The following is a 24,915-nucleotide window of genomic DNA, read 5'->3' as shown; positions in this document are numbered from 1 at the left end:
CAGGTCGGAGGGTGAGCGGGCACCACCCCGCGCCGTGGTACGGTTGCAACACAACGGCGCGGGGTGGAGCAGCTCGGTAGCTCGCTGGGCTCATAACCCAGAGGTCGCAGGTTCAAATCCTGTCCCCGCTACTGATGATCGAAGGCTCGGAAGCTAAGGCTTCCGGGCCTTCGGTGCGTCGGGGCACCGGATGTCATGAGTCGCTGGCATGTGCGGTGTGGGAGGTGCGGTACGGGGTGAGCTGGGTACGCGTGCCAAGGGGGCGTACCAGAGATGTCTCAGGTGCGTCCCATGTATGTGCGAAGGGCGCTTCACCCGGGGAGACTTGGGGAAACTGTGTTTCACTTATCTCTCTGTGGGCATGTCGACAAAACGCTGAAGTGACCTCACTGGCTGCGGTATTCACGATGTACCCAGGTTGCAGGTGGTGCGACGATGGACGTTATGGGGGACAAGGCAACTCTGTGGGAGACAGGGCGGTTTGTGCAGCCGACAGATCGGGACGAACCCGGCGAAGCTGTAGAAGAAGCACGGCGCCGGCTGGCCGCGGAGGCCGGTGACGTCGAGGCGATGAGCGTCCTCGGCGCCATGCTGCTGCGCCGCGGTGACCTCGACGGGGCCGAGCCGCTGCTGCGCAACGCCACGAGCGTGGGCGACCGGGCCGCGGCCAACAACCTGGGGGTCCTGCTGCACCAGCGGGGCTACGCCGACGAAGCCGCGGGATGGTGGCGGATCGCCGCCGTCGCCGGCTCCGCCGCCGCGGCCCACGCCCTGGGCCGGCACCACCGCGAGCGCGGGGACGAGCCCGCCGCCGAGTACTGGCTGCGCCAGTCCGCCGAGCAGGGGCACACCCTCGCCGCGTACGCCCTCGCCGACCTGCTGGAGCACCGCTCCGACGTGGGCGCCGAGCGCTGGATGCGGGTCGCCGCCGAGCGCGGGCATCGGGAGGCCGCCTACCGCCTCGCCCGAGCGCTCGACCGCAAGGGCGGCACCGACGTGCTGGTCGCCGGGGACGCCAAGAACCCCGCGGAGGAGGCCGAGCAGTGGTACCGCCAGGCCGCCGCCCGCGGGCACCGCAGGGGCGCCCTGCACCTCGGCGCGATCCTGGAGAAGCGCGGCGACCTGAAAGAGGCCGGCAGGTGGTACCTGACGTCTGCGAAGGACGGCGAGCCGCGCGCCGCGTGCGCCCTCGCCTTCCTGCTGCGCGACGCGGGCGACGAGGAGAGCGCCGCCGTGTGGTGGCTGCGTGCCGCCCAGGACGGCGACGGCAACGCCGCGAACGCGCTGGGTGCGCTGCACGCCGGGCGCGGTGAGACGCAGACCGCCGAGCGCTGGTACCGGGCCGCCATGGACGCGGGCGACAACAACGGCGCGTACAACCTGGGGCTGCTGTGCGCCGAGCAGAAGCGCACCGCGCAGGCCGAGGACTGGTACCGGCGCGCCGCGTACGCGGGGCACCGGGAGGCGGCCAACGCGCTGGCCGTGCTGCTCCTCCAGAACGACGACGCGGTCGGGGCCGAGCCGTGGTTCTCCAAGGCCGCCGAGGCCGGCAGCGTCGACGCCGCCTTCAACCTGGGGATCCTCTACGCCGGGCGCGAGGAGGAGGAGTCCGCTCTCAAGGCGGTCCAGTGGTACGAGCGGGCCGCGGCCGGCGGGCACACGGAGGCCGCGCTCCAGGCCGGTATCGCGCGGCTGCGGGACGGCGACGAGCGCGGGGCCGAGCGGCACCTGCGGTGCGCGGCGGGCGGGGGCAGCCCCGAGGCCGCGTACCGGCTCGCCTCGCTGCTCGACGCGCGGACGCCGCCCGCGCCCCGGCACGAGCTGGGGGAGCCGGTCACGGAGAAGACCGAGTGCGAGGAGTGGTACGAGCGGGCCGCCGAGCACGGCCACCGGCGGGCGCAGGTGCGGGTCGGGATGCTGGCCGCCGCGCGCGGCGACGTCGTCGAGGCGGCCCGGTGGTACCGGGCGGCCGCGGAGACCGGTTCGCGCAACGGGGCGTTCAACCTCGGCCTGCTGCTCGCGCGGGAGGGCAGTCAGCCCGAGGCGGCCCTGTGGTGGACGCGGGCGGCCGACGCGGGGCACGGGCGGGCCGCGCTGCGGCTCGCCCTGCTGTGCGCGCGGCGCGGGGAGCTCGCCGCCGGGCAGACGTGGGCGTGCCGGGCCGTGGAGCTCGGTCCCGCCGAGGTCGCCGAGCGGGCCGGGCGGCTGCGGGACGCCCTGGGGCAGGAGCTGTCCGCCTGACCGCCGGGTGGCCCCGACCGCCGCGAGACATGCGTGGACGTGGTGTGCGGCCGGGGCCCGAGCGGCCGGGCGGGACGGGATTTGCGCTGGTCGGGGGCGTCGCGTAGAGTCGTGTTTACCGACGCGGGGTGGAGCAGCTCGGTAGCTCGCTGGGCTCATAACCCAGAGGTCGCAGGTTCAAATCCTGTCCCCGCTACTGAAGACCACAGCCCGGAACCATCACGGTTCCGGGCTGTGGCGCGTTCAGGGCCTCTTTCCGGGCCGGTGGCCCACCGCCTCCTCGTACAGCTTCCGGTCCACGGTCCTGGACTCCGGCAGGGGATCGCCCTGCGAGACGCCCGCCGCCGTGTACGCCTTCTGGAGCCGGTCCGTCGTGCCGGCGCGGATCTCCCAGTCCATGCGGAGCGACGGCGTCGACTCCAGGACCTTCCGGTCGGTCTTCAGGAGCGTGGCCAGCTCGGCGACGAAGGCGGGGTCCTTCTTGTAGTCGCCCGCGAAATACGTGTCGATCGTACGGATGTACGCGCGCAGGAACGCGACGCCCGCGTCCGGGTCCTTGCCGAGCAGGTTCGGGCCGAACAGCAGGCCGCCCAGCGGTTCGCCCAGGGGCTGGCCGCCGAGGAAGGCGTAGTGCGGGTCGCCGTCGACCTTGCGCCAGACCGGGTCGAGCAGCCATGCGGAGTCGACGCCGCCGTTCTGGAGCGCGGTCAGCACGTCCGCCGAGCCGAGCTGCTGGAACCGGACCTCGTCGAGGCCGCCGCCGTGCTTCTTCAGCGTCGTGTCCATGGGGTACGAGATGACCGAGCCCTTGCCGATCATCGTGCCCATCGTCCGTCCGGCCAGGGTGACCCGGGAGGCGTCCTCGCCGTCCTTGAGGCGCACCCACAGGCCGCTCCTGGACCCGGGGTCGGGGGAGAAGTTTCCCGCGACCCACTTGATGTCGAAGCCGCCCCTCACGCCGTTCATGACGGCCGCCTCGGGGGCCGCCCACTGGGCGTCGATGTCGCCCTTGGCCAGCAGGGGCAGGGCGTCGGGGGTGGGCAGGACCTTGAGGGTGACGGCCAGGCCCTCCTTCTCGAACTCGCCCTTCGCGACGGCCAGGACGAGCGGCGCGACGTACTCGGCGCCGAGGGTGCCGGTCGCGACGGTCAGCTTGCGGGTGCGGTCCGGGGCGACGGGAGCGGGCGCCCCTGACCCGCAGCGCGCGGGCTCGCGGTCGGCCGCCAGGTCGGACGGGTCGGTCCAGCTGCCCTTGCCGCAGCCGGCGACCGCCGCGATCGTGCGCGGCGCGGTCGCGGCGCCGCCCGGCGCGCCGTCGTCGTGCCGGGCGCAGGCGGGGCCGGCGAGGAGCAGGACGCAGGCCGCGAGCAGGGCCGTCCCCGGATGTCTGGTGCGCATGGAACCTCCGTACGAAGGACGTGTTGAGCCGTGCCGTGCCGTGCCGTGCCGTGCCGGTTCGGGTCAGGTCCGGCCCCGGCCGCGGTCGCGCGGCGCCCAGGGGGTGAGGAGCCGGCCGGCGAGCCGGACCAGCTCGGAGAGGACGACGCCGAGCACGGCGACGCAGAGGATGCCGACGAACATGACGTCGTTCTGGAACAGGGCCCGCGCGTCGAAGATGAGGTGGCCGAGGCCGTTCGTCGCGGCGATCTGCTCCGAGGCGACGATGACGAGCACGGCCACGCCCGCCGCGATCCGGGCGCCGACCAGGACCGCGGGCAGCGAGGCGGGCAGCAGGACGTGGCGGAACATCTGCCACGGGGACGCGCCGAAGACCTGGCCCGCGTCGCGGTGCCCGGCGGGCACGGAGAGCACGGCCGCCATGGTCGAGATCCAGACGAAGAAGAAGACGGTCGCCGCGACGAGGGCGACCTGCGGGCCCTCGCCGAGCCCGAACATGTTCAGGAACACGGGCAGCAGGGCCAGCTTCGGCACCACGTAGAGCGCGTCGAGCAGGGGTTCGAGGGCCGCGCGGACCAGGGAGACCGAGCCCATCAGCAGGCCCAGGGCGTAGCCGGTCACCGTGCCGACGGCGTATCCGGCCAGGACGCGCTGGAGGGTGGCCCGGACGTCCGGCCACAGCTCGCCCGCCGTGGCCCGGTCCCAGCCGTCGGCGAGGATCGTGGAGGGCGCCGGGTACACGCGGTCGTCGATCCAGGCGTGGCCGGCCGCCAGTTGCCAGAGCAGGACCAGCAGCAGCGGGACGGCGACGGCGAGGGACAGCTCCAGGGCGCGGCGCCTGCGCCGGGTGCGGGCCGGGTGGAGTTCGTGCGGGCCGGGGGCGCGGACCAGGACGCCGGTGCCGTCGTCCGGGGCCTCGGCGGGGGTGGTCGTCGTCATGCCGGGATCGCCTCCGGGTGCACCTCGCCGCGCAGCAGGTCCCACAACTCGCCCTTGAGCGCGGTGAACTCCGGGGTGGAGCGGATGTCTCCGGTGCGCGGCCGCGGGAACGGCGGGCGGCGCTCGGCGATCGTGCGGCCCGGCCGTGCCGACATCACCAGGACGCGGTCGCCGAGGACGATGGCCTCCTCCAGGCTGTGCGTGATGAACAGGGTCGTGGTGCGGGTCGACTGGGTCAGGGCGAGGAGTTCGTCCTGGAGGATCGTGCGGAGCTGGGCGTCGAGCGCGGCGAACGGCTCGTCCATGAGCAGGATCTCGGGCTCCACCGCGAGGGCCCGGGCGATCGCGACGCGTTGGCGCATGCCGCCGGAGAGCGCGGCGGGGTGGGCGTCGGCGACGTCGGCGAGGCCCATGCGGTCGAGCCAGTCGCGGGCCCGGGCGTTGGCCTCCTTGCGCGGGACCCGCTGGACGTCCAGGCCGAAGCGGACGTTGGCCAGGACCGTCTTCCAGTCGTGGATGCCGTAGTCCTGGAAGATCATGGCGGCCGGGCGCGGGCTCGTGGTGCGGATGGTGAGAGAGCCGGCGGAGGGGCGGGTCAGGCCCGCCGCGATGCGCAGGAGGGTGGACTTCCCGCAGCCCGACGGGCCCACCACGCAGACGAACTCGCCGGGCGCGACGGTCAGGTCCAGGGGGCCGAGGGCGTGGGTGGGGCCGAAGGTGCGGGTGAGGTCGCGGGCTTGCAGCTTGGGACGCATGGGCCCTCCGGGGTGCGGGGGTGTGGTGGGCGCCCGCGAGAATATGACGGCCCGTCAGATTCCGGAAGGGGTGGTGGGGGTCGGCCGTGGGGGCCTCGCCGCGGTCCCGGTGCCCGGGCCGGGCGGGGAACGACGGAAGCGGCCCGCGCCGGGAAGGCGCGGGCCGCTTCTGTGGAGTACGCGGGCTACGGGTGGCTACAGGCCGGGCACACGCCCCGGTAGGTGACCTCCACGGCGGAGACCGTGAAGCCGAAGCGCTCCGAGTCGGGCAGGCTCGTCAGCGGGTTGCCCGTCGGGTGGACGTCGCGGATCTGGCCGCACTGGGCGCAGACCAGGTGGTGGTGGGGGCGGTGCGCGTTCGGGTCGTAGCGCTTGGCCCGCTTGTCCGTGGCCACCTCGATGACCTCGCCCAGCGACACCATCTCGCCCAGGGTGTTGTAGACGGTCGCCCGGGAGATCTCGGGCAGCTTCGCGACAGCGCGGGCGTGGACCTCGTCGGCCGTCAGGTGGACGTGGTCGCCGTCGAGGACCTCGGCCACGACACGGCGCTGCGCGGTCATCCGCCAGCCGCGTCCGCGCAGTCGTTCCAACAGGTCGCTCATGAAAACCAGCCTAACAGCCAGGGGGGCAAATCCCGAACAGGTGTGACTTTGGAGCATTGCTTGACTTAGACATTGTCCATTGTAGGATCGCAAACGGCTCAGGCCAAGCGACAGGACAACTCCGGAAGGGCCCCCATGTCCGAGAATCACGAAGCAATCGTCACTGACCCGAAGTCGGAGGGGGAGGGCGGCTGTCCCGTCGCGCACGGGCGTGCGGCGCACCCGACCCAGGGCGGGGGGAACCGTCAGTGGTGGCCGGAGCGGCTCAACCTGAAGATCCTCGCGAAGAACCCCGCGGTGGCGAACCCGATGGGCGAGGACTTCGACTACCGCGAGGCGTTCGGCGCGCTGGACCTCGCCGCCGTCAAGCGGGACATCGCCGAGGTGCTCACCACCTCGCAGGACTGGTGGCCGGCCGACTTCGGCAACTACGGCCCGCTGATGATCCGGATGGCCTGGCACTCGGCCGGCACGTACCGCATCAGTGACGGCCGCGGCGGCGCCGGCGCCGGGCAGCAGCGCTTCGCGCCGCTCAACAGCTGGCCGGACAACGCCTCGCTCGACAAGGCCCGCCGCCTGCTGTGGCCGGTGAAGAAGAAGTACGGCAAGAACATCTCGTGGGCCGACCTGCTGATCCTCACGGGCAACGTCGCGCTGGAGACCATGGGCTTCGAGACCTTCGGGTTCGCCGGTGGCCGCGCCGACGTCTGGGAGGCCGAGGAGGACGTCTACTGGGGCCCCGAGACCGAGTGGCTCGGCGACAAGCGCTACACGGGCGACCGCGAGCTGGAGAACCCGCTCGGCGCCGTCCAGATGGGCCTCATCTACGTCAACCCCGAGGGTCCCAACGGGAACCCGGACCCGGTCGCCGCGGCCCGCGACATCCGCGAGACCTTCCGCCGCATGGCGATGAACGACGAGGAGACCGTCGCCCTCATCGCCGGTGGCCACACCTTCGGCAAGACCCACGGCGCGGGCCCGGCGGACAACGTCGAGGCCGACCCCGAGGCCGCTCCCATGGAGCAGCTGGGCCTCGGCTGGCGGTCCACCCACGGCACCGGTGTGGGCAAGGACGCCATCACGTCCGGCCTCGAGGTCACCTGGACCAGCACGCCGACCCAGTGGGGCAACGGCTTCTTCAAGAACCTCTTCGAGTACGAGTACGAGCTCACGAAGAGCCCGGCCGGCGCCAACCAGTGGGTCGCCAAGGACGCTGAGGAGATCATCCCCGACGCCTTCGACCCGACGAAGAAGCACCGGCCGACCATGCTCACCACCGACCTGTCGCTGCGCTTCGACCCGGTCTACGAGCAGATCTCGCGCCGCTTCTACGAGAACCCGGACCAGTTCGCGGACGCCTTCGCCCGCGCCTGGTACAAGCTCACCCACCGCGACATGGGCCCCGTCGTGCGCTACCTCGGCCCGGAGGTCCCGAGCGAGGAGCTGCTGTGGCAGGACCCGCTGCCCGCGCGTGAGGGCGAGCTGATCGACGCCGCCGACGTGGCCTCCCTCAAGGAGCGGATCCTCGGCGCCGGCCCGACCGTCCCGCAGCTGGTCTCGGCCGCCTGGGCCGCCGCCTCCTCCTTCCGGGGCAGCGACAAGCGCGGCGGTGCCAACGGCGCCCGGATCCGCCTGGAGCCGCAGCGCGGCTGGGAGGTCAACAACCCGGACGAGCTGGCCACGGTGCTGCGTGCCCTGGAGGGCGTCCAGGAGTCCTTCAACGCCCAGAGCGCCAAGAAGGTCTCCCTCGCCGACCTGATCGTGCTCGCGGGCACCGCGGCCGTCGAGCAGGCGGCCAAGGACGGCGGCGTCCCGGTCGAGGTCGCGTTCTCGCCGGGCCGGGTCGACGCCACGCAGGAGCAGACGGACGTCGAGTCGTTCGCCGCGCTGGAGCCGACCGCCGACGGCTTCCGCAACTACGTGGGCAAGGGCAACCGCCTCCCCGCCGAGTTCCTGCTGATCGACAAGGGCAACCTGCTCGACCTGAGCACCCCCGAGCTGACCGTCCTCGTCGGCGGCCTGCGCGTCCTCGGTGCCAACGCGGGCGGCTCGAAGCACGGTGTCCTCACCGAGCGTCCGGGCACGCTGACGAACGACTTCTTCGTCAACCTGCTCGACATGGACTACAGCTGGAAGTCCACCTCGTCCGCGCAGGACGAGTTCGAGGGCCGCGACGCCACCGGCGCCGTGAAGTGGACCGGCACCCGTGCCGACCTCGTCTTCGGCTCCAACTCCGAGCTGCGCGCGGTCGCCGAGGTCTACGCGAGCGACGACGCCAAGGAGAAGTTCGTCAAGGACTTCGCCGCGGCCTGGACCAAGGTCATGGACCTGGACCGGTTCGACCTGCGCTGAGCGGCCGGGCATGAGTGAGGAGGGCCGGTTCCCCGGGTGGGGAGCCGGCCCTCCGCGCGTGCGTCTCAGCCGGTCAGGGACGGTGCGGGCTGCCGGTCCGGGGACCAGCAGCGGATGATGTCGCGCACCGAGACGATGCCGACCGGCTCCTGCCCGTCGAGCACGATCAGGTGCCGGAACCCGCCGTGCGTCATCGCCTGCGCGGCGTCCTCCAGGGTCCACGCGGGAGCGGCGAACACGACATCGGTGGTGGTGTGGGTGTCGGCGGTCTCGACGTCCGGGTTCTGGTCCCGGCCGAGGGCGTTGAGGACATCGCGCTCGGTCAGGATGCCGATGCCGGAGCCGTCGGGGTCGAGGACCACGGCGGCGCCGACCCGGCGGCTGGCCATCAGCCGGGCCGCCTGGCGCAGGGTGTGGGACGGTCCGATGGTGAGGACCATCGTGCTCATGGCGTCGCGGACGAGCATGGATGGAGCCACCTTCCTGTGTGAGGTTCCCGCTCACCGCTCCCGGGATCCCCGTGCGGGGACTCCGTGAAGCGGTTCACAAGTTCACAAGTGGGGGGACTCTCAGAGTTACAGGTAAAGGGAGTACCAACAAGAGGGCGCGTGGGGTGAGTTCGGGGGCGCCCGCCGCGCGCCGCGGATCCGGTCAGCGGGCGGCGAGGTGGCTCAGCATCTCGTCGTGGAGCAGCCCGTTCGACGCCGCCGCGTTGCCGCTGTGCGGGCCGGGACGGCCGTCGAGCCCGGTGAACGAGCCGCCGGCCTCCGTCACCACGATGGCGGTCGCCGCCATGTCCCACAGGGAGAGCTCGGGCTCCGCGCAGAGGTCGACCGACCCCTCGGCCACCATCATGTACGGCCAGAAGTCGCCGTAGCCGCGCGTGCGCCACACCTTCCGGGTCAGGTCCAGGAAGCCGTCCAGCCGCCCCTGCTCCTCCCAGCCGCTCAGCGACGAGTAGGCGAAGGAGGCGTCGGCCAGGCGGCCCACCTCGGACACGTGCAGCCGGCTCGCCGAGGTCAGGCTGCGGCCGGTGTACGCGCCCGCGCCCTTCGCCGCCCACCAGCGGCGGCCCAGCGCGGGGGCCGACACCACGCCGACCACGGGTTGGAAGCCGTCCTCGCCCGCCTCCATCAGCGAGATCAGGGTGGCCCAGACCGGCACCCCGCGGACGTAGTTCTTCGTGCCGTCGATCGGGTCGATCACCCAGCGGCGCGGGCCGGTGCCCTGGACGCCGTACTCCTCGCCGAGGATCGCGTCGCGCGGCCTGGCCCGCTGGAGGTTGCCACGGATCAGCTCCTCGGCGGCCTTGTCGGCCTCGCTCACCGGTGTCATGTCCGGCTTCGTCTCCACCTTGAGGTCGAGGGCCTTGAAGCGGGCCATGGTCGCGGCGTCGGCGGTGTCGGCGAGAACGTGGGCAAGACGCAGATCATCGTGGTAATCGGGCATGACTGCACAGTAGCGACCGTGCTCGGTCGGGGGCCACAGCGCCCGGGGCCACAACCCGGACCGCCCGCCGTGTGCGGGCTCTTGACAGTGCGGACAAGCCCGTCAACTCTGGCGAAACGAGCCGTACGGCCCCACGACGGCGCCCGGGAGGCGACGGTGCCCGCAGCACGGGAATCCCTGTTGGACGCGGCCTACACGGCGCTCGCCCGGCGCCCCTGGGGCGGCGTGCGGATGGTCGACGTGGCGGCGGTCGCCGGGGTGTCCCGGCAGACCCTCTACAACGAGTTCGGCAGCAAGGAAGGGCTCGCGCGGGCGCTCGTGCGCCGGGAGGCCGACGCCTACCTCGCGGGCGTCGACCGGGCCCTGAAGGAGGGCGGGCTGGACACCGTCGCCGAGTGGACGGTGTCCGCGGCGCGGCGCAATCCGCTGGTGCGGGCGGCGCTCACCGGCTGCTGGAGCGAGCGGCTGCCCGCGCCGACCCTCTCGGCGGTGCCCTCGTCCTCCGCCGTGCCGGCGCAGCGCCGCGCGGACGGGCCGCTGCCCGCCCCCGCCGACTTCGTCTCGGCGGTGCGCGACCGGTCGCTGGCCGCGCTCGGTACGCCGGGCGCGCCCATGGCCGAGTCCGAGGCGCTGGCCCGGGACTGCGAACTCGCGGTCCGCCTCGCCCTGTCCTGCGTGCTCGCGCCGGTGGGGCCGGTGGGGCCGGGTGGGGAGGACGGCGCCGGACGCCTCGTCCGCGAGGCGCTGCGGGCACGGACTCCCTGACGGGGCCGGTGCCAGTGCCGGGGCCGGTGCCGGTGCCGGGGGCCTTCGCGCGGGGTGGCCGGGGCCGGGGTCAGTGGCCGGAGCCGGAGATCTGGAGGCCGATGACGCCCGCGATGACCAGGCTGATGGAGACGATCTTCAGGGTGGAGACCACGTCGCCGAGGAAGACCATGCCGTAGATCGCGGTGCCCGCGGCCCCGATGCCCGTCCAGACCGCGTACGCGGGACCGACGTCCAGCTTCTTCAGGGACAGGGTCAGCAGGCCGAAGCTGCCCAGCGCGAAGCAGGCGAACGCGATCGTCGGCCACAGGCGGGTGAAGCCGTGCGAGAGCTTCAGACAGACCGCGAACCCGGTCTCCAGAATTCCCGCGACGATGACCAGCAGCCACGCCATGTGATGTGCCTCCCGCGTTCCACTGATCCCGTGATCCCGGTCAACCCTGTGATCTTGCGTCCGGCTCGGTGTGATTATGCCCCCACCCGGCCGCGGGGGCAGCGGACAGCACCCGGATCAGTCGCCGTCACGCCGCTCCCGCGTGGCCAGCAGCCGCCGCAGCGAGTACAGCCGCGCCGGATCCGCGTGCCCCTCGGCGACCCAGGCGTCCAGGGCGCAGTCCGGCTCGTCGTGGCTGCACGCGCGCGGGCAGTTCTCCGTACCGGGCTCCAGGTCGGGGAAGGCGTGGATGACCCGCGACGGATCCACGTGGTGCAGTCCGAACGAGCGCACGCCCGGCGTGTCGACCACCCAGCCGGCGTCGCCCGACAGGGGCAGGGCGAGCGCCGAGGTGGTGGTGTGCCGGCCGCGGCCCGTGACGGCGTTGACGTGCCCGGTGGAGCGCCGCCGGCCGTCCGGGACGAGGGCGTTGACCAGGGTCGTCTTGCCGACGCCCGAATGGCCGACGAACGCGGTGATCTTGCCGTCGAGCTGCTCGCGCACCCGGGCGACGGCCGTGCCGTTCTCCAGCTCCTCGCGGCTGGTCACCACGTACGGGATGTCCAGGTCCCCGTACAGGTCGAGGATCTTGGCCGGGTCCGCCAGGTCCGACTTGGTGAGGACCAGCAGCGGGGAGAGCCCGCCGTCGAACGCGGCGACCAGGCAGCGGTCGATCATGCGCGGGCGCGGTTCGGGGTCGGCGAGCGCGGTGACGACGGCGAGCTGGTCGGCGTTGGCCACCACCACCCGCTCGTAGGGGTCGTCGTCGTCCGCCGTGCGGCGCAGCACCGAGGTGCGCGGCTGGATGCGCACGATGCGGGCCAGGGTGTCCTTCTTGCCGGTCAGGTCGCCGACGACGGAGACCTGGTCGCCGACCACCGCCGCCTTGCGGCCCAGCTCGCGGGCCTTCATCGCGGTGACCGGGACGTCGTCGATGAGGACGGTCAGCCGTCCCCGGTCCACGGTGAGGACCATGCCCTCCGCGGCGTCGTCGTGCTTGGGCCGGATGTTCGTCCGCGGCCGGTTCCCCTTGCGGTTGGGGCGCTGGCGGATGTCGTCCTCGTCGGTGTTCTTGCCGTAACGGCGCATCGCGATGTTCCCTACGACCGGTCGGTCCCGAGCATCGCGGCCCACATGTCGGGGAAGTCCGGCAGCGTCTTCGCGGTCGTCGCCACGTTCTCGATCTGCACGCCCTCCACCGCCAGCCCGATGATCGCGCCCGCGGTGGCCATGCGGTGGTCGTCGTACGTGTGGAAGATGCCGCCGTGCAGCCGGCGCGGGCGGATGTGCAGCCCGTCGGCCGTCTCGGTGACGTCGCCGCCCAGCTCGTTGATCTCCTTGGTGAGCGCCGCGAGCCGGTCCGTCTCGTGCAGCCGGAGGTGGGCGACGCCGCGCAGGGTGGACGGGCCGTCGGCCAGCGCGGCGACGGCCGCGATGCCGGGGGTCAGCTCGCCGACCTCGCCCAGGTCCACGTCGATGCCGTGCACGGTGCCGGTGCCGGTGAACTCCAGGCCCCGCTCGGTCAGCTCGCAGGAGCCGCCCATCCGCGTGAAGATCTCGCGCAGCGCGTCGCCGGGCTGGGTGGTGTGGGCCGGCCAGTCGGGGATCGTCACCGTGCCGCCGCCGACCAGCGCGGCGGCCAGGAACGGCTGCGCGTTGGAGAGGTCGGGCTCGATGGTGATGTCCCGGCCGAGCAGCGCGCCGGGCGTGACCCGCCACACGTTCGCCTCGCCGCCCGACTCCGGGGTGTCGACCTGGGCGCCGACCGCGCGCAGCATGTCGACCGTCATCCGGATGTGCGGCAGGGAGGGCAGCGTGGAGCCGGTGTGGCGGACCTCGACGCCCTGGTTGAACCGGGGGGCCGACAGCAGCAGCGCCGACACGAACTGGGACGAGGACGAGGCGTCGATCTCCACCGGGCCGCCGTCGAGCGCGCCGCCGCCGTGCACCGTCAGCGGGAGCGCACCCCGGTTCTGGTCGTCGATCCGGGCGCCGAGCGCGCGCAGCGCGTCGATCACGCCGTGCAGCGGACGCTCGTACGAACGGGGGTCGCCGTCGAACCGGATCGGCCCGTCGGCGAGCGTCGCGACGGGCGGCAGGAAGCGCATGACCGTGCCCGCGTTGCCCACGTCGACCGTGGCCGGGCCCTGGAGCCCGGACGGGATGACCCGCCACGCCTCGCCGGAGCCGTCCGGGCCGACGCCCTCCTCGATGCCGACGCCCATCGCGCGCAGCGCGCCCGCCATCAGCAGGGTGTCGCGCGAGCGCAGCGGACGGCGCAACCAGCCCGGCTCGGCGGCGAGGGCGGCGAGGACGAGCGCCCGGTTGGTGACGGATTTGGACCCCGGCACCTGGACGGTCGCGTCGATGGCGCCGCTCGCGACAGGGGCGGGCCAGAGTGCGGTGTGCGCGGGGTTCGTGGTCATGCCCTTTACTTTAGTGGGCCCTCGCGGAGCCACCCGCTCACCGTCCCAGCAGCCAGCGGCCACCGCCCAGCAGTGCGCACAGCGAGACGGCGTGGAAGAAGAACAGCCACATTCCCGCGGGGGCGTGCGTGAGACGGGCGAGCTGGTCGGCGTCCGAGTCGCCCGCGCCGCCCCTGCGCCGCTTCGACTGGAGCTCGAACGCCGGGCGGACCCCGCCCAGCAGCAGGAACCACACCACCGCGTACGCGAACGCCGCTTGCACCTGCGGCCCCGCCAGCCAGGACACCAGCAGGAACGCGCCGCCCGTCACCACGACCGTGAGCACCCCGTACGCGTTCCTGATCATCACCAGCATCGCGATGAGCAGCGCCGTGGCCAGCCACAGCAGCAACGTGATGTGCCCGGCGCCGAGCAGCGCGGCGCCGCCGAGGCCGAGCAGCGGCGGGGCCGTGTACCCGGCCGCGGCGGTCAGGATCATGCCGAGGCCGTGCGGCTTGCCGCGGCTGACGGTCAGGCCGCTGGTGTCCGAGTGCAGCCGGATCCCGTCCAGGCGGCGGCCCATCAGCAGCGCGACCAGGCCGTGGCCGCCCTCGTGGGCGATGGTCACGGCGTTGCGGGAGAACCGCCATACGGTGTGCGGGACGATCGCGGCGAGGGCGACGACGCCGGTGGCGATCACCACCCACAGGTCGGGGTCGGACTGGGTTCCGAAGATCCGGTCCCAGAGGCTGGCGTCCATGGTCTTTCCCGGCTCCCGTTCGGTGGGGGTCTTGCTTCTGGCACTGTGGCACGTATGTGCGGACGGTATGCATCGAGTCGTAGGCCCGAGGATCTCGCAGGAATCTTCGAGATCGAGAAGTGGGAGCCGGAGGAGACCTTCGAGCCGGACTTCAACGTGGCCCCCACCAAGGAGGTCTACGCGGTTCTCGACCGCCCCGTGAAAGACGCCGGCGATCCGCGCCCGGTTCGCCAGCTGCGCAAGCTGAAGTGGGGGCTCGTGCCCTCCTGGGCCAAGACGCCCGAGGGCGGCGCCCGCCTGATCAACGCGCGGGCCGAGACCGTCCACGAGAAGCCCTCGTACCGGCGGGCCTTCGCCACGCGGCGCTGTGTCGTGCCGGCCGACGGCTACTACGAGTGGGTGACCGGGACCGGCGAGCGCGATCTGGAGGTCGAGGGCAGGAAGAAGCGGCCGCGCAAGCAGCCGTACTTCGTGACGCCGGCCGACGGGTCCGTGTTCGCCATGGCCGGGCTGTACGAGTTCTGGCGGGACCGGACGCTTCCCGACGAGCATCCGCTGGCCTGGTGGGTGACGTGCTCCGTGATCACCCTGGAGGCCGAGACGGCTCCGCTCGGGGTGGCGCCCGCCGAGGGGCCGCGCTCGCTGTCCGACATCCATCCCCGGATGCCGCTGATGCTGCCGCCGGACCGGTGGGACGCCTGGCTCGATCCGGCCCGCACCGATGTCGAGGATGTGCGGGGGCTGCTCGCGGCGCCGCCGGAGGGTCTGATGCGGGCCTATCCCGTGTCCACCGCCGTGAGCAATGTCCGCAACAACGGCCCCGAACTCCTGACCGAACTGGAGGCCCCGGAGGAGGGGACTCTCTTCTAGCCGGCGCGTTTTGTTGTCGTGACCTGGCGTGCTGTTCCGCGCGCCCGCTCGTGAGACGGATCCGCGTCTGCCCCACGGGCGTTCGCTGCTACCGCGCGGGCCGGTGGCCGCTTCTCGCGCAGTTCCCCGCGCCCCTGGATGCGAGCTTCGCTCGCCCAGGGGAGGTGGGTGGGTGCTGCCTGGGGGACGGGTGACCGCGCCGAGCACCGCCTTGGGAGGCGACCGTGCGGAGCACGGCCTCAGGGAGCGAGTGATCGCGCGGGCGCAGCCTCAGAGGGCGATCGCACTGGGCCCGCAGCCTCCTGGCGAGGGCGCGCGGAGCGCTGCCTCTGGGGGAGGCTGCGCGCAGCGCACGCCTCAGGGGCGCGGGGAACTGCGCGAGAAGCGGCCACCGGCCCGCGGACGCGCACAGGGCGAGACCACCACGCCGCAGACGTACTCGGGGCGAGGCCACCGGGACGCAGATGTGTACGGAGACGGCTCCGGTCGTCGTGGCGTGGAGGAACGGCGGGGTCGGGGGGGCGGGCACCATGGGTGGGTGACCTCAGTGATGGAGACCGTGAGTACGCGGAGCGGCGACGCGCGCGTGACCTGGCACCCCGCCCCCCACCCGACCCTGCTCCTGGCGGCGAGCCACGGCGCGGGCGGCGGTATCGAGGCCCGCGACCTCCAGGCCCTCGCCGCGACCCTGCCCGCCCACGGAGTGACGGTCGCCCTGGTGGAGCAGCCCTGGCGCGTGGCCGGCAAGAAGCTGGCCCCGGCGCCGAAGACCCTCGACGCCGCCTGGCACGACCTCTGGCCCGCCCTGACCCGCCCCGGCCTCCCGGTGATCGCGGCGGGCCGCAGCGCGGGCGCCCGCGTGGCCTGCCGCACCGCCGCCGACCTCGGCGCCGCCGCCGTCCTCGCCCTGAGCTTCCCCCTGCACCCGCCGGGCCGGCCGGAGAAGTCCCGGGCCGCGGAACTGCTCGGCTCCGGCCTGCCGACCCTCGTCGTGCAGGGAGGCAACGACCCGTTCGGCAGACCCGCCGAGTTCCCGGACTCCACCCGCTACACCCTCGTCGAGGTGCCCTACGGCGACCACGGCTTCGCGGTCCCCAAGCGCGCCCCGCTCGACCAGGACGAGGCCCTCGCGACGCTCACCGCAGCCGTCGCGGCGTGGACCCGGTCGCTCGGCTGATCCCCGGGCGGTTCCCGGGAATGCCGAGCGCCGGACGACTGTTGTGCGCACTACCGGTGCACACCATTCGTACGAGAGGAAGTCCGCCGCATGGGTTCGACCATCTGCCCCAGTCGCAGCACCGCTCCTGACCTGGAGTGGAGCGTGCTGTCGGCTGCCAAGACCGCTCCTATTCGGGCGGCGGGCGGACCGGATCGTCGTCTATCCTCCGATTCGGGTGGAGCCTTCCCGGGTTCCACGACGTCGCTTGAGGAGGTGGGTCCGGTCACAGGGACCGACGCAGGGACCGAACACGGCCAGCCCGACGAGCGGCCCGAGCCGGCGGAGACCGCCTCCGAGCGCAGCGCGCGCTTCGAGCGGGACGCGCTGGAGTTCCTCGACCAGATGTACTCGGCCGCGCTGCGGATGACGCGCAACCCGGCGGACGCCGAGGACCTGGTGCAGGAGACCTACGCGAAGGCGTACGCGTCGTTCCACCAGTTCCGCGAGGGCACCAACCTCAAGGCGTGGCTGTACCGCATCCTGACGAACACCTTCATCAACTCGTACCGCAAGAAGCAGCGCGAGCCCCAGCGCAGTGCCGCCGAGGAGATCGAGGACTGGCAGCTCGCGCGCGCCGAGTCGCACATGTCGACCGGTCTGCGCTCCGCCGAGTCGCAGGCGCTCGACCACCTGCCCGACTCGGACGTGAAGTCGGCGTTGCAGGCGATCCCGGAGGAATTCCGCATCGCGGTCTATCTGGCCGACGTAGAGGGCTTTGCGTACAAGGAGATCGCGGACATCATGGGGACACCCATCGGGACGGTGATGTCCCGGCTCCACCGTGGACGCCGCCAGCTGCGCGGCATGCTGGAGGACTACGCCCGTGACCGCGGGCTCGTCCCGGCCGGCGCCGGAGAGTCGAACGAAGCGAAAGGCTCGGGCTCATGAGCTGCGGAGAGCCGCACGAGACGGACTGCAGTGAGGTCCTCGACCATCTCTACGAGTTCCTCGATCACGAGATGCCGGACTCCGACTGCACCAAGTTCGAGGTGCACTTCGAGGAGTGCTCCCCGTGCCTGGAGAAGTACGGCCTGGAGCAGGCCGTGAAGAAGCTGGTCAAGCGGTGCTGCGGCTCGGACGACGTGCCCAGCGACCTGCGGGCCAAGGTCATGGGGCGGATCGACGTGATCCGCTCCGGCCAGGGCGCGCCCGACGAGGGCACCCCGCTCGCCTGACCCCGGGCCGGGCCCCGGCCCCGGCCCCGACCGCCCGGCGCCCGCCGCCGCACCTGCCGTCCCCGCCCTGCCCAACTGCCCCCTCTCGCGTGGCAGTTGGGGCGGGAATCATCGGCTGATTCACCCGATCGTGCTAATCCGGGGCCTTCTGCCCCGGTAATCGCCATGATGACGCCCGAGCGGCGCGTCCCGCGTCCTACTCTCTGGTCTCCGTGAACGGAACGTCACGGGGAGGGAGTTGGGCATGCGGTCGGTTCCGCCGATGGCCGGTGCGTATGTGCTCCTGACAGCGGGCGCGGGCGCCGTCTGCGCGGCACCCGCCCTCTCCGCCCGCACCTCGTGGACCGCCGTGGCGCTGCTCGCGTGCGTGTACGTGGGCTGCGGCCTGGCGGGGCGCGGGCCGCGGGGGATGGGCACGTTCTATCCCGTCCTGCTCGCAGGAGCGTTTCTGCTGCCGCCGTCGGCCGCGGCGCTCGTCGCCGTGCCCGGCGCCCTCCTCGGGCAGGTCGAGCAGCGCCCGAAAGGGCTGCGCCGCGTCTGGCGGGCGGCCCAGCTCGCCGTCGCCGTCCACGCCTCCGCCCGGGTCTTCGGCGCGCTCGGCGGGCCCGCCGCGATCGCCGGGCCCCGCTTCCCCGGCGCGCTGCTGCCCGGCGCCGCCGCCGTCCTCGCCTTCTGCGCCGTGCTCACCGCGCTCGACGGGGGGATCCTCGCCGTCGCCGAGCGCGTACCGCCGCGCACCGCCTGGCGCGGCCTCTTCCTGCGCTCCCTCGCGCCGGTGGCCGTGCACGGGCTCGCCGGGCTGATGATGGCGGTGCTCTGGACCAGCTCGTACGGGCCCGTGGCCGCGCTGCTCGTCGTGCTGCCCATGTGCATCTCCTGCTGGGTGTTCGCCCAGTACCAGCGCGAACGCTCCGCCCACCAGGCCACCATCCGCGCCCTCGTGCAGGCCGTCGACATCAAGGACGGGTACACCCGAGGCCACAGCGAGCGGGTCGGCCAGGCGTCCATGATGATCGCCCGCGAGCTGGGCATGCCCGACGAGCGGGCCGAGGTGCTGCGGTTCGCCGGGATCCTGCACGACGTCGGGAAGCTCGGGGTGCCGACGCGGCTGCTCCGCAAGGACGGGCCGCTCACCCCCGAAGAACGCAAGGTCATCGAGCTGCACCCGGAGTACGGGCACGAGATGGTGCGCGGCATCGGCTTCCTCGGCGATGCGCGGGCCGCGATCCTGCACCACCACGAGCGGCTGGACGGGAGCGGCTACCCGTACGGGCTCGTGGGGACGCAGATCCCGGAGTTCGCCCGGGTCGTCGCGGTCGCCGACGCCTTCGACGCGATGACCTCCACCCGCACGTACTCGCGGGCGCGGCCCGTGCCGGTCGCCGTCGCCGAGCTGGAGCGGTGCGCGGGATCGCAGTTCGACCCGGAGATGGTCGGGGCGCTGGTGCGGGCCCTGGACCGGGAGGGATGGCATCCGGTGGTGACGGCCGACGAGGAGCCGGGCGCCGCCGCCGTGCCCGCGCCCCTGGCGGCCGGGGAGACGCCGCTGCGCGGGGCGTCGGCCCGATGACGGGGACCGGAGCGGGCGACGCGGCGGCCGGCGCGGGACGCCGCCCCGCCGCCCCGGCCGGAGCGCCCGGGGCGGGCGCGGGCGCGTCCCGGGCGGTGTCCGGGACGGTCGCCGGGGTGTACGCCGTCGCCGGGGCGCTGACCCTCGTCGCGTTCGCCGCCACCGTCGCGCGCGGGGTCGACGGGCGCGGGATCGCGCTCGCGTTCGGCGTGCTGGTCGCCGTGGGGGAGCTGGCCCGCTGGGGCGGCGGCGGGGACCGGGAGTCCGCGCCGCTCGCCGCCGCCGGTGCGCTGGCGTACGCGCTGCTGGGATCGGTCGCGGGGGAGCCCACCGGCCACGGCGTGCTCCAGGTCGTCGCGGTGGCCGTCGCGGGCGCGCTCGTCGGCTGCGTCCCGCACGTGGCCCGGGGCCGCGGACCCTCGCCCGACCACATCGCGCGCCGCGTGCTGACCGTCTGGTTCGCCGCCGCCTGCTTCCAGCCGCTGTACAACCAGGGCCGGGCCGAGGAGTGGTTCGGCGACGGCGCGTACTACGCGCTGTTCGTCGTCGGGCTGCTGGCGCTGACCGGACTCTGCGACGCCGTGCTCGCCGCCGCGATGGCGCACGCCAGGACCCGCTGGCCGTTCGGGCCGCTGCTGCGCGACGAGATGCGGGCCATGCTCGGCATCGGCACCGCCGTCGGCGCCACCGGGGCCGTGCTCGCCCTGGCCGTCGCCGTCGCCGGACTGTGGGCGCTGCCCGTCATCAGCCTGCCGCTGCTCCTCACCCAGCTGGCGTTCAGGCGCTACTCCGCGGTCCGCGCCACGTACCGCCAGACCATCGCCTCACTGGCCCGCGCCACCGAGATCGCCGGCTACACCCCGCACGGGCACGCCCACCGGGTGGCGGCGCTCAGCCGTGCCATAGGGCGCGAGATGGGGCTGTCCGGGCCGGACCTGACCGTTCTGGAGTACGCGGCCCTGATGCACGACATCGGGCAGCTCTCGCTGGTCGACCCGGTGCGGGACGGCGCCACCGCGGCCCTGCCCGCCGCCCAGCAGCGCCGGATAGCCCTGCTCGGCGGCGCCGTCGTCCGGCAGACCGGGGTGGACGCCCAGGTGGCCGTCGTGGTCGAGCGGCTGGCCGATCCGTACCGGGAACAGCCGCTCACCGCACGGATTGTGCGGACAGCGAACGCCTATGACGAGATGGCCAGGGGAACAGGACCCCAGGGACCGCTCGCCGCCCTGGAAGGGCTGCGGCTGGCCACCGGCAGGGAGTATCAGCCGGAGGTCGTCGAGGCGCTGGCCAGGGTGGTGTCGCACCCCGGTCTGAGCCTAGGGTCGGCTGGGTAACCCATGGGTAATGAGCGAGGCTCCGACCGTCCGTGGTTGGATGCGAAAGAGCGACCAAAGAGGGGGTCCGAGGGCCCGGGCCCCGAGTATCGGCAGGCGGGAATCGTGAGGATCTTCGGCAAGGGACGGCACCGGCCCTCCGCCTCGTGGCGGCAGGCCACGGATCGTGCGTTCACGCTCATCGGCGACGGACGGTACGAGGACGCGGGAGCGCTGCTGACCCGCGCTGCCGATCTGGAACCGTGGCTCTCCGAGTCCTGGTTCAACCTCGCGCTGCTGCACAAGTTCCGCCACGACTGGGAGCAGGCGCGGACCGCGGGGCTGCGCGCCGTCGCCCTGCTGGAGCGCGAGACCGGCGCCCCGGACTGGTGGAACGTCGGGATCGCCGCCACCGCCCTCCAGGACTGGCCGCTGGCCCGGCGGGCCTGGCAGGCGTACGGGCTGCGGGTGCCCGGCGGCGCCGCGGCGGCCGGCGAGCCGACCGGCATGGACCTGGGCAGCGCGGCCGTGCGGCTCTCCCCGGAGGGCGAGGCCGAGGTGGTGTGGGGGCGGCGGCTGGACCCCGCGCGCATCGAGGTGCTGTCGATCCCGCTGCCCTCGTCGGGGCGGCGCTGGGGCGAGGTCGTGCTGCACGACGGCGTGCCCCACGGCGAGCGGACCACCGCCGCCGGACACTCCTTCCCGGTCTTCGACGAGATCGAGCTGTGGGCGCCCTCGCCGGTGCCGACCTGGGTCGTGCTCCTGGAGGCCGCCACCGAGTCCGACCGGGACGCCCTGGAGCGGCTGGCCGCCGACGCCGGGTTCGCCGCCGAGGACTGGTCCTCGTCGGTGCGCCTGCTGTGCCGGATGTGCTCGGAGTCCCGGATGCCGTCCGACGACGGCGACGAGGAGCACCTGGACCCGCACGACCACAGCGAGCCCGGGCACCCCGGGCCGCTGGGGCACCGCACCGACGGGCAGCTGTGGGTGCCGGAGCGGGAGTGCGGGGTGGCCGCGCCGGCCTCCCTGGTGCGGGGACTGCTCGACGGGTGGGTCGCCGATTCGCCGGATTCGCGGGACTGGCGGGATCTCGAAGAGGTGTGCTGAGGCGCGCGGCCGGCCGGGCGCCCGTCGTAGCTGGTCGCGCCCCTGGGGGGCCTTCGCTCCCCGTACCCTGTGAGGGTCACCCCTGTCTCCCTAGGAAGGCTCACGTCCGTCATGGCTCAGCAGGACATCGAGAAGCAGCACGCGGGCGTGCTCCCCGTCGATGACGAGGGGTTCGTCGTCGACACCGAGGACTGCGAGGCCCGTGAGGCGGCGTACCGGGAGCGCGGGACGTCCCGCCCGATCACCGTGGTGGGCAACCCGGTGCTGCACAAGGAGTGCGCCGACGTCACCGAGTTCGACGACGAGCTGGCCCGGCTGGTCGACGACATGTTCGCCAGCCAGCGCACCGCCGAGGGCGTCGGCCTCGCCGCGAACCAGATCGGGGTGGACCGCAAGGTCTTCGTGTACGACTGCCCGGACGACGACGGCGTGCGCCACACCGGCGTGGTCTGCAACCCGGTGCTGCGGGAGCTGCCCGCGGACCAGCGCCGCCTCGACGACTCCAACGAGGGCTGCCTGTCCGTCCCGACCGCGTACGCCGAACTCGCCCGCCCCGACTACGCCGTGGTCACCGGGCAGGACGAGAAGGGCAACGCGATCACCGTGCGCGGCACCGGCTACTTCGCGCGCTGCCTCCAGCACGAGACGGACCACCTGTACGGGTATCTGTACATCGACCGGCTGTCGAAGCGCGAGCGCAAGAACGCCCTGAAGCAGATGGACGAGGGCACCCCGCGCTACCCCGTGGTCGCCAACGACTGACCCGCCCCCAGCGTCGCGCAACGGCGCCCGGCCCGGAGTGATCCGGCCGGGCGCCGTTGCGCGTTCCCGCACGCCACCGACCCGGCGGGCGAGCGCACGAGCGGATGTGCGCCCGCGTGTGCGAACAGGACAGGCCGAACATGATTCAGATCCGGTCATCTAAGGGGACGAATCCGGTTACTAGGGGTAGTGAGGGGAGCAAATCCGTTCCCAGAACGGTCAGTTGTGGTGCTGAATAGAAAGCGCGGGGATACGCAACGGCGCGCGCCCGGCACTGCGGGAGGGGTGTACGCCTTCGGCCGACAGAGAGGGGTTTGTTCGTGCCTGCCTATCCACATGCTCCACATGCGGCAGTACCGCCGGCGCTCGCACTACCGGTGATCGAGGACGCGTTTCCTCGCACACTGCATCCGTATTGGCCAAAGCTCCAGGAGAAGACGCGTACCTGGCTGCTCGAAAAGCGGCTCATGCCCGCCGACAAGGTGGAGAAATATGCCGACGGCCTGTGCTACACGGACTTGGTCGCTGGCTACTACATGGGTGCACCCGACGAGCTGCTCGGGGCGATAGCCGACTTCAGTGCGTGGTTCTTCGCCTGGGACGACCGGCACGACCGTGACGTGATCCACGGCAGGGGGGCGAACTGGCGCCGGCTGGCGGTCCAGTTGCACGCGGCCACCGAGGCCCCGCAACTGCACCTGGAGCACCCGGACCCACTGGTCGCGGGGTTCGCCGACTGCTTCGACCGCTTCTACGGCCGGCTCGGCCCGGCCTGGGACGCCCGGTTCGCGCGCCACTTCCACGTGGTGATCGACGCCTACGACGAGGAATTCCGGAACAGGATGACGGGGACCGTTCCGACGGTCGGCGAATACATCGCCCTGCGCCGCCGGACTTTCGCCCACTGGATCTGGATCGACCTGCTCGAACCGGTCGCCCAGTACGAACTCCCCACGTGGGTGCGGAAGAACGACGCATTCATGCGGGCCGCCCTCGCGACCCAGGACTTCTCCGCCTGGTACAACGACCTCTGCTCGCTCCCCAAGGAACTCGCGGGACAAGAATTGCACAACCTCGGGATAAGTCTCATCAAACACGAGGGTCTTTCCGTGCGGGAAGCCGCGGCGGAAGTCCACCGAAGGGTCGAGGGAACCATTGCCGATTTCCTCGCCGCGGAACAGGAGATCGAGCTGACCGTGGTCGCCGCGGAACAGATAGGACCGCACGGAAGGGAACTCGCCGCGGCCATCAGGTCGTGCGTCGAGAACATGCGGAACTGGTTCAGTTCCGTGTACTGGTTCCACCACGAATCGGGGCGCTATCAGGTCGACACCTGGGACGACCGGGCCACCCCGCCGTACATCACCGACACGCCCCGCACCGATCAGGTGGGTGACCGCGCATGACCATCGAATCCACTCTGCCGAACCCGGCACCGGCGCCGCAGGGCGAGCGGCGGGAGCCGCCGCCGGCCCCCGGCGGCGCGCCGCTCGTCGGCCACGCCTGGAACCTGCTGCGCGACCCGCTCGGCTTCCTCACCTCGCTGCGCGACGGCGGCGCCGTGGTGCGGATCAGGCTGGGGCCCGGGTCGGCCCTCGCCGTCAATGACCCGGAGCTCGTCGAGCGGCTCCTGCGCAGCCCGGACTACCTGGTCGGCGGGGCGCTGTGGGACACCCTCGGCGTGCTGCTCGGCGAGGGCGTGGCGACCAGCAACGGACCGCGGCACCGGCGCCAGCGCCGGACCCTCCAGCCCGCGTTCCGCGCGGAGCGGATAGCCGAGTACGGCGTGCTGATGGCGCAGGAGGCGCAGCGCACCGCCGACGGGCTGCACGCCGGGCACACCGTCGACATGGCGGCCGAGATGTTCCGCACCGCGACCCGCACGGCCGCCCGCTCGCTGCTCTGCATCGAGGCGCTCGACGACCGCGCCGAACGGCTGTGCACGGCACTCGGCACCGTTTTCGACGGAATGTACCGGCGCATGATTCTCTCCGTCGGACCGCTGTACCGACTGCCTCTTCCGGCCAATCGGCGATTCGCTCGGGCGTTGGCCGATTTGCATCGGCTGGTCGACGAGATCATCGCCGAACGGCGGGAGGCGTTGGACTCGGGAAGCAATGTGGACGACCTCCTGACCACATTGCTCAGGGCTCGCGACGAGAACGGCGAACTGGTTCCCGAACAAGAGGCGCACGACCAAGTCATCGCGCTGCTCGTCGCCGGTGGCGAGAATGTGGCGAAGACCCTGTCGTGGACCCTGCAACTTCTCGCCGAACACCCGGAGGTCGAAAGGAGGCTGTACGAGGAAGTTGAATCCGTCACGGCCGGACGGCCGGTCGCTTTCGGCGACCTGAAGCAGCTCGCATATATGCGGAACGTCATCACCGAGTCCATGCGGATTCGACCGGCGGCCTGGATATTCACCCGGGTCGCCGCCGTCGACACCGAGCTGGGCGGGTACCGGATTCCGGCCGGGACCGACATCTTCTACAGCCCCTACGCGATGCAGCGCGACCCGCGCTCCTTCGAGGACGCGCTGGACTTCGACCCCGACCGCTGGCTGCCCGAGCGCCGGACCCGGGCGGCACAGACCGCGCACCAGCCCTTCGGCACCGGCAACCGCAAGTGCCCCGGCGACCACTACAGCATGACCGAACTGGCCCTGACGCTCGCCGCGTTGGTCGCCAAGTGGCGCTTCACGCAGGTGCCGGAGACGGACACCACCCCCCGGCTGGGCATCACGCTGTCGCCCAGGAAGGCGCTGCTGCGGGTGGAGGCGAGGGACGCCTGACCCGCCGGG

23 protein-coding genes and 2 tRNA genes are annotated in these 24,915 nt (G+C 72.7%); 15 read left to right on the top strand and 10 right to left on the bottom strand.

Going from position 1 to position 24,915, the window contains the following annotated elements:
- Positions 1-57 precede the first annotated feature (57 nt).
- The 3 genes from ACIP5K_RS00940 (at position 58) to ACIP5K_RS00930 (ending at position 2,437) form a co-directional block, all read left to right on the top strand.
- Positions 58-131: transfer RNA gene (locus ACIP5K_RS00940), tRNA-Met, on the top strand.
- A 304-nt stretch (positions 132-435) separates the two neighbouring features.
- Positions 436-2,241 carry a sel1 repeat family protein gene (locus ACIP5K_RS00935; protein ID WP_401403630.1) on the top strand — a complete coding sequence of 602 codons (1,806 nt, stop codon included), beginning with the start codon at positions 436-438 and terminating at the stop codon, positions 2,239-2,241.
- A 122-nt stretch (positions 2,242-2,363) separates the two neighbouring features.
- Positions 2,364-2,437 (top strand) — tRNA-Met (locus ACIP5K_RS00930).
- Positions 2,438-2,484: 47 nt separating this feature from the next.
- On the opposite strand, the gene ACIP5K_RS00925 is transcribed toward ACIP5K_RS00930, so the two are convergent.
- The 4 genes from ACIP5K_RS00925 to ACIP5K_RS00910 form a co-directional block, all read right to left on the bottom strand.
- A complete protein-coding gene (locus ACIP5K_RS00925) occupies positions 2,485-3,639 on the bottom strand; it encodes an ABC transporter substrate-binding protein (RefSeq protein WP_401403627.1) in 1,155 nt (384 codons plus the stop codon).
- Positions 3,640-3,702: 63 nt separating this feature from the next.
- Positions 3,703-4,578 carry an ABC transporter permease gene (locus ACIP5K_RS00920; protein WP_401403624.1) on the bottom strand — a complete coding sequence of 292 codons (876 nt, stop codon included), beginning with the start codon at positions 4,576-4,578 and terminating at the stop codon, positions 3,703-3,705.
- A complete protein-coding gene (locus ACIP5K_RS00915; RefSeq protein ID WP_401403621.1) occupies positions 4,575-5,333 on the bottom strand; it encodes an ABC transporter ATP-binding protein in 759 nt (252 codons plus the stop codon). Before ACIP5K_RS00915 ends, ACIP5K_RS00920 begins: the two co-directional genes overlap by 4 nt.
- 185 nt (positions 5,334-5,518) lie before the next feature.
- Positions 5,519-5,935 (bottom strand): Fur family transcriptional regulator, encoded by a 417-nt coding sequence (locus ACIP5K_RS00910; protein ID WP_401403619.1) that lies wholly within the window; start codon positions 5,933-5,935, stop codon positions 5,519-5,521.
- 135 nt (positions 5,936-6,070) lie between these two features.
- On the opposite strand from ACIP5K_RS00910, the gene katG reads away from it, so the two are divergent.
- On the top strand, positions 6,071-8,287 hold the full coding sequence (gene katG / locus ACIP5K_RS00905; protein WP_401403616.1) for a catalase/peroxidase HPI: 2,217 nt from the start codon (positions 6,071-6,073) through the stop codon (positions 8,285-8,287).
- Between the two features lie 65 nt (positions 8,288-8,352).
- Here the strand turns inward: katG and ACIP5K_RS00900 are convergent, their stop codons facing one another.
- Positions 8,353-8,754, bottom strand: a complete 402-nt coding sequence (locus ACIP5K_RS00900) for a cyclic nucleotide-binding/CBS domain-containing protein (protein WP_401403614.1) — start codon at positions 8,752-8,754, stop codon at positions 8,353-8,355.
- 184 nt (positions 8,755-8,938) lie between these two features.
- Entirely contained in the window at positions 8,939-9,736 is a 798-nt protein-coding gene (hisN, locus tag ACIP5K_RS00895) for a histidinol-phosphatase (protein WP_401403611.1), read from the bottom strand.
- 156 nt (positions 9,737-9,892) lie between these two features.
- Between hisN and ACIP5K_RS00890 the strand changes: the two genes are divergently transcribed.
- Positions 9,893-10,501 carry a TetR/AcrR family transcriptional regulator gene (locus tag ACIP5K_RS00890; protein ID WP_401403608.1) on the top strand — a complete coding sequence of 203 codons (609 nt, stop codon included), beginning with the start codon at positions 9,893-9,895 and terminating at the stop codon, positions 10,499-10,501.
- A 70-nt stretch (positions 10,502-10,571) separates the two neighbouring features.
- Here ACIP5K_RS00890 and ACIP5K_RS00885 read toward each other — a convergent pair whose 3' ends face one another.
- From ACIP5K_RS00885 to ACIP5K_RS00870, 4 genes are all read right to left on the bottom strand, one after another.
- A complete protein-coding gene (locus ACIP5K_RS00885) occupies positions 10,572-10,895 on the bottom strand; it encodes a DMT family transporter (protein ID WP_401403605.1) in 324 nt (107 codons plus the stop codon).
- Between the two features lie 117 nt (positions 10,896-11,012).
- Positions 11,013-12,023 carry a ribosome small subunit-dependent GTPase A gene (gene rsgA, locus ACIP5K_RS00880; RefSeq protein WP_401403603.1) on the bottom strand — a complete coding sequence of 337 codons (1,011 nt, stop codon included), beginning with the start codon at positions 12,021-12,023 and terminating at the stop codon, positions 11,013-11,015.
- Positions 12,024-12,034: 11 nt separating this feature from the next.
- Positions 12,035-13,360 carry a 3-phosphoshikimate 1-carboxyvinyltransferase gene (aroA, locus tag ACIP5K_RS00875; RefSeq protein ID WP_401403600.1) on the bottom strand — a complete coding sequence of 442 codons (1,326 nt, stop codon included), beginning with the start codon at positions 13,358-13,360 and terminating at the stop codon, positions 12,035-12,037.
- Between the two features lie 37 nt (positions 13,361-13,397).
- Positions 13,398-14,099: a M50 family metallopeptidase gene (locus ACIP5K_RS00870; protein ID WP_401403597.1), complete on the bottom strand. Its 702-nt coding sequence runs from the start codon at positions 14,097-14,099 to the stop codon at positions 13,398-13,400.
- Positions 14,100-14,153: 54 nt separating this feature from the next.
- Here ACIP5K_RS00870 and ACIP5K_RS00865 point away from each other — a divergent pair, with 54 nt between their 5' ends.
- From ACIP5K_RS00865 to ACIP5K_RS00820, 10 genes are all read left to right on the top strand, one after another.
- Complete coding sequence (locus ACIP5K_RS00865; protein ID WP_401403594.1) at positions 14,154-14,969, top strand: SOS response-associated peptidase; 816 nt, start codon at positions 14,154-14,156, stop codon at positions 14,967-14,969.
- A gap of 550 nt (positions 14,970-15,519) precedes the next feature.
- Positions 15,520-16,146: an alpha/beta family hydrolase gene (locus ACIP5K_RS00860; protein ID WP_401405207.1), complete on the top strand. Its 627-nt coding sequence runs from the start codon at positions 15,520-15,522 to the stop codon at positions 16,144-16,146.
- A 255-nt stretch (positions 16,147-16,401) separates the two neighbouring features.
- A complete protein-coding gene (sigR, locus tag ACIP5K_RS00855) occupies positions 16,402-17,076 on the top strand; it encodes an RNA polymerase sigma factor SigR (RefSeq protein WP_401403591.1) in 675 nt (224 codons plus the stop codon).
- The gene (gene rsrA, locus ACIP5K_RS00850; protein ID WP_401403589.1) at positions 17,073-17,363 is read left to right on the top strand and encodes a mycothiol system anti-sigma-R factor; all 291 of its coding nucleotides are present in this window, start codon (positions 17,073-17,075) and stop codon (positions 17,361-17,363) included. The genes sigR and rsrA overlap by 4 nt, the downstream gene beginning before the upstream one ends.
- Positions 17,364-17,607: 244 nt before the next feature.
- Positions 17,608-18,933, top strand: a complete 1,326-nt coding sequence (locus tag ACIP5K_RS00845) for an HD-GYP domain-containing protein (RefSeq protein ID WP_401403586.1) — start codon at positions 17,608-17,610, stop codon at positions 18,931-18,933.
- Positions 18,930-20,267: an HD-GYP domain-containing protein gene (locus ACIP5K_RS00840; RefSeq protein WP_401403584.1), complete on the top strand. Its 1,338-nt coding sequence runs from the start codon at positions 18,930-18,932 to the stop codon at positions 20,265-20,267. Before ACIP5K_RS00845 ends, ACIP5K_RS00840 begins: the two co-directional genes overlap by 4 nt.
- A 105-nt stretch (positions 20,268-20,372) precedes the next feature.
- Entirely contained in the window at positions 20,373-21,353 is a 981-nt protein-coding gene (locus ACIP5K_RS00835; RefSeq protein ID WP_401403581.1) for a tetratricopeptide repeat protein, read from the top strand.
- A 111-nt stretch (positions 21,354-21,464) separates the two neighbouring features.
- The gene (def, locus tag ACIP5K_RS00830) at positions 21,465-22,115 is read left to right on the top strand and encodes a peptide deformylase (RefSeq protein ID WP_401403578.1); all 651 of its coding nucleotides are present in this window, start codon (positions 21,465-21,467) and stop codon (positions 22,113-22,115) included.
- Positions 22,116-22,492: 377 nt separating this feature from the next.
- On the top strand, positions 22,493-23,521 hold the full coding sequence (locus ACIP5K_RS00825) for a multidrug MFS transporter (protein ID WP_401403575.1): 1,029 nt from the start codon (positions 22,493-22,495) through the stop codon (positions 23,519-23,521).
- Positions 23,518-24,906: a cytochrome P450 gene (locus ACIP5K_RS00820; protein ID WP_401403572.1), complete on the top strand. Its 1,389-nt coding sequence runs from the start codon at positions 23,518-23,520 to the stop codon at positions 24,904-24,906. The genes ACIP5K_RS00825 and ACIP5K_RS00820 overlap by 4 nt, the downstream gene beginning before the upstream one ends.
- Positions 24,907-24,915 lie beyond the last annotated feature (9 nt).

This window comes from Streptomyces sp. NPDC088785 (assembly GCF_044750685.1).
Lineage (GTDB): Bacteria > Actinomycetota > Actinomycetes > Streptomycetales > Streptomycetaceae > Streptomyces.
The sequence above is the reverse complement of the archived record's forward strand: the minus strand, read 5'-3'. Positions and strand labels throughout refer to the sequence as shown.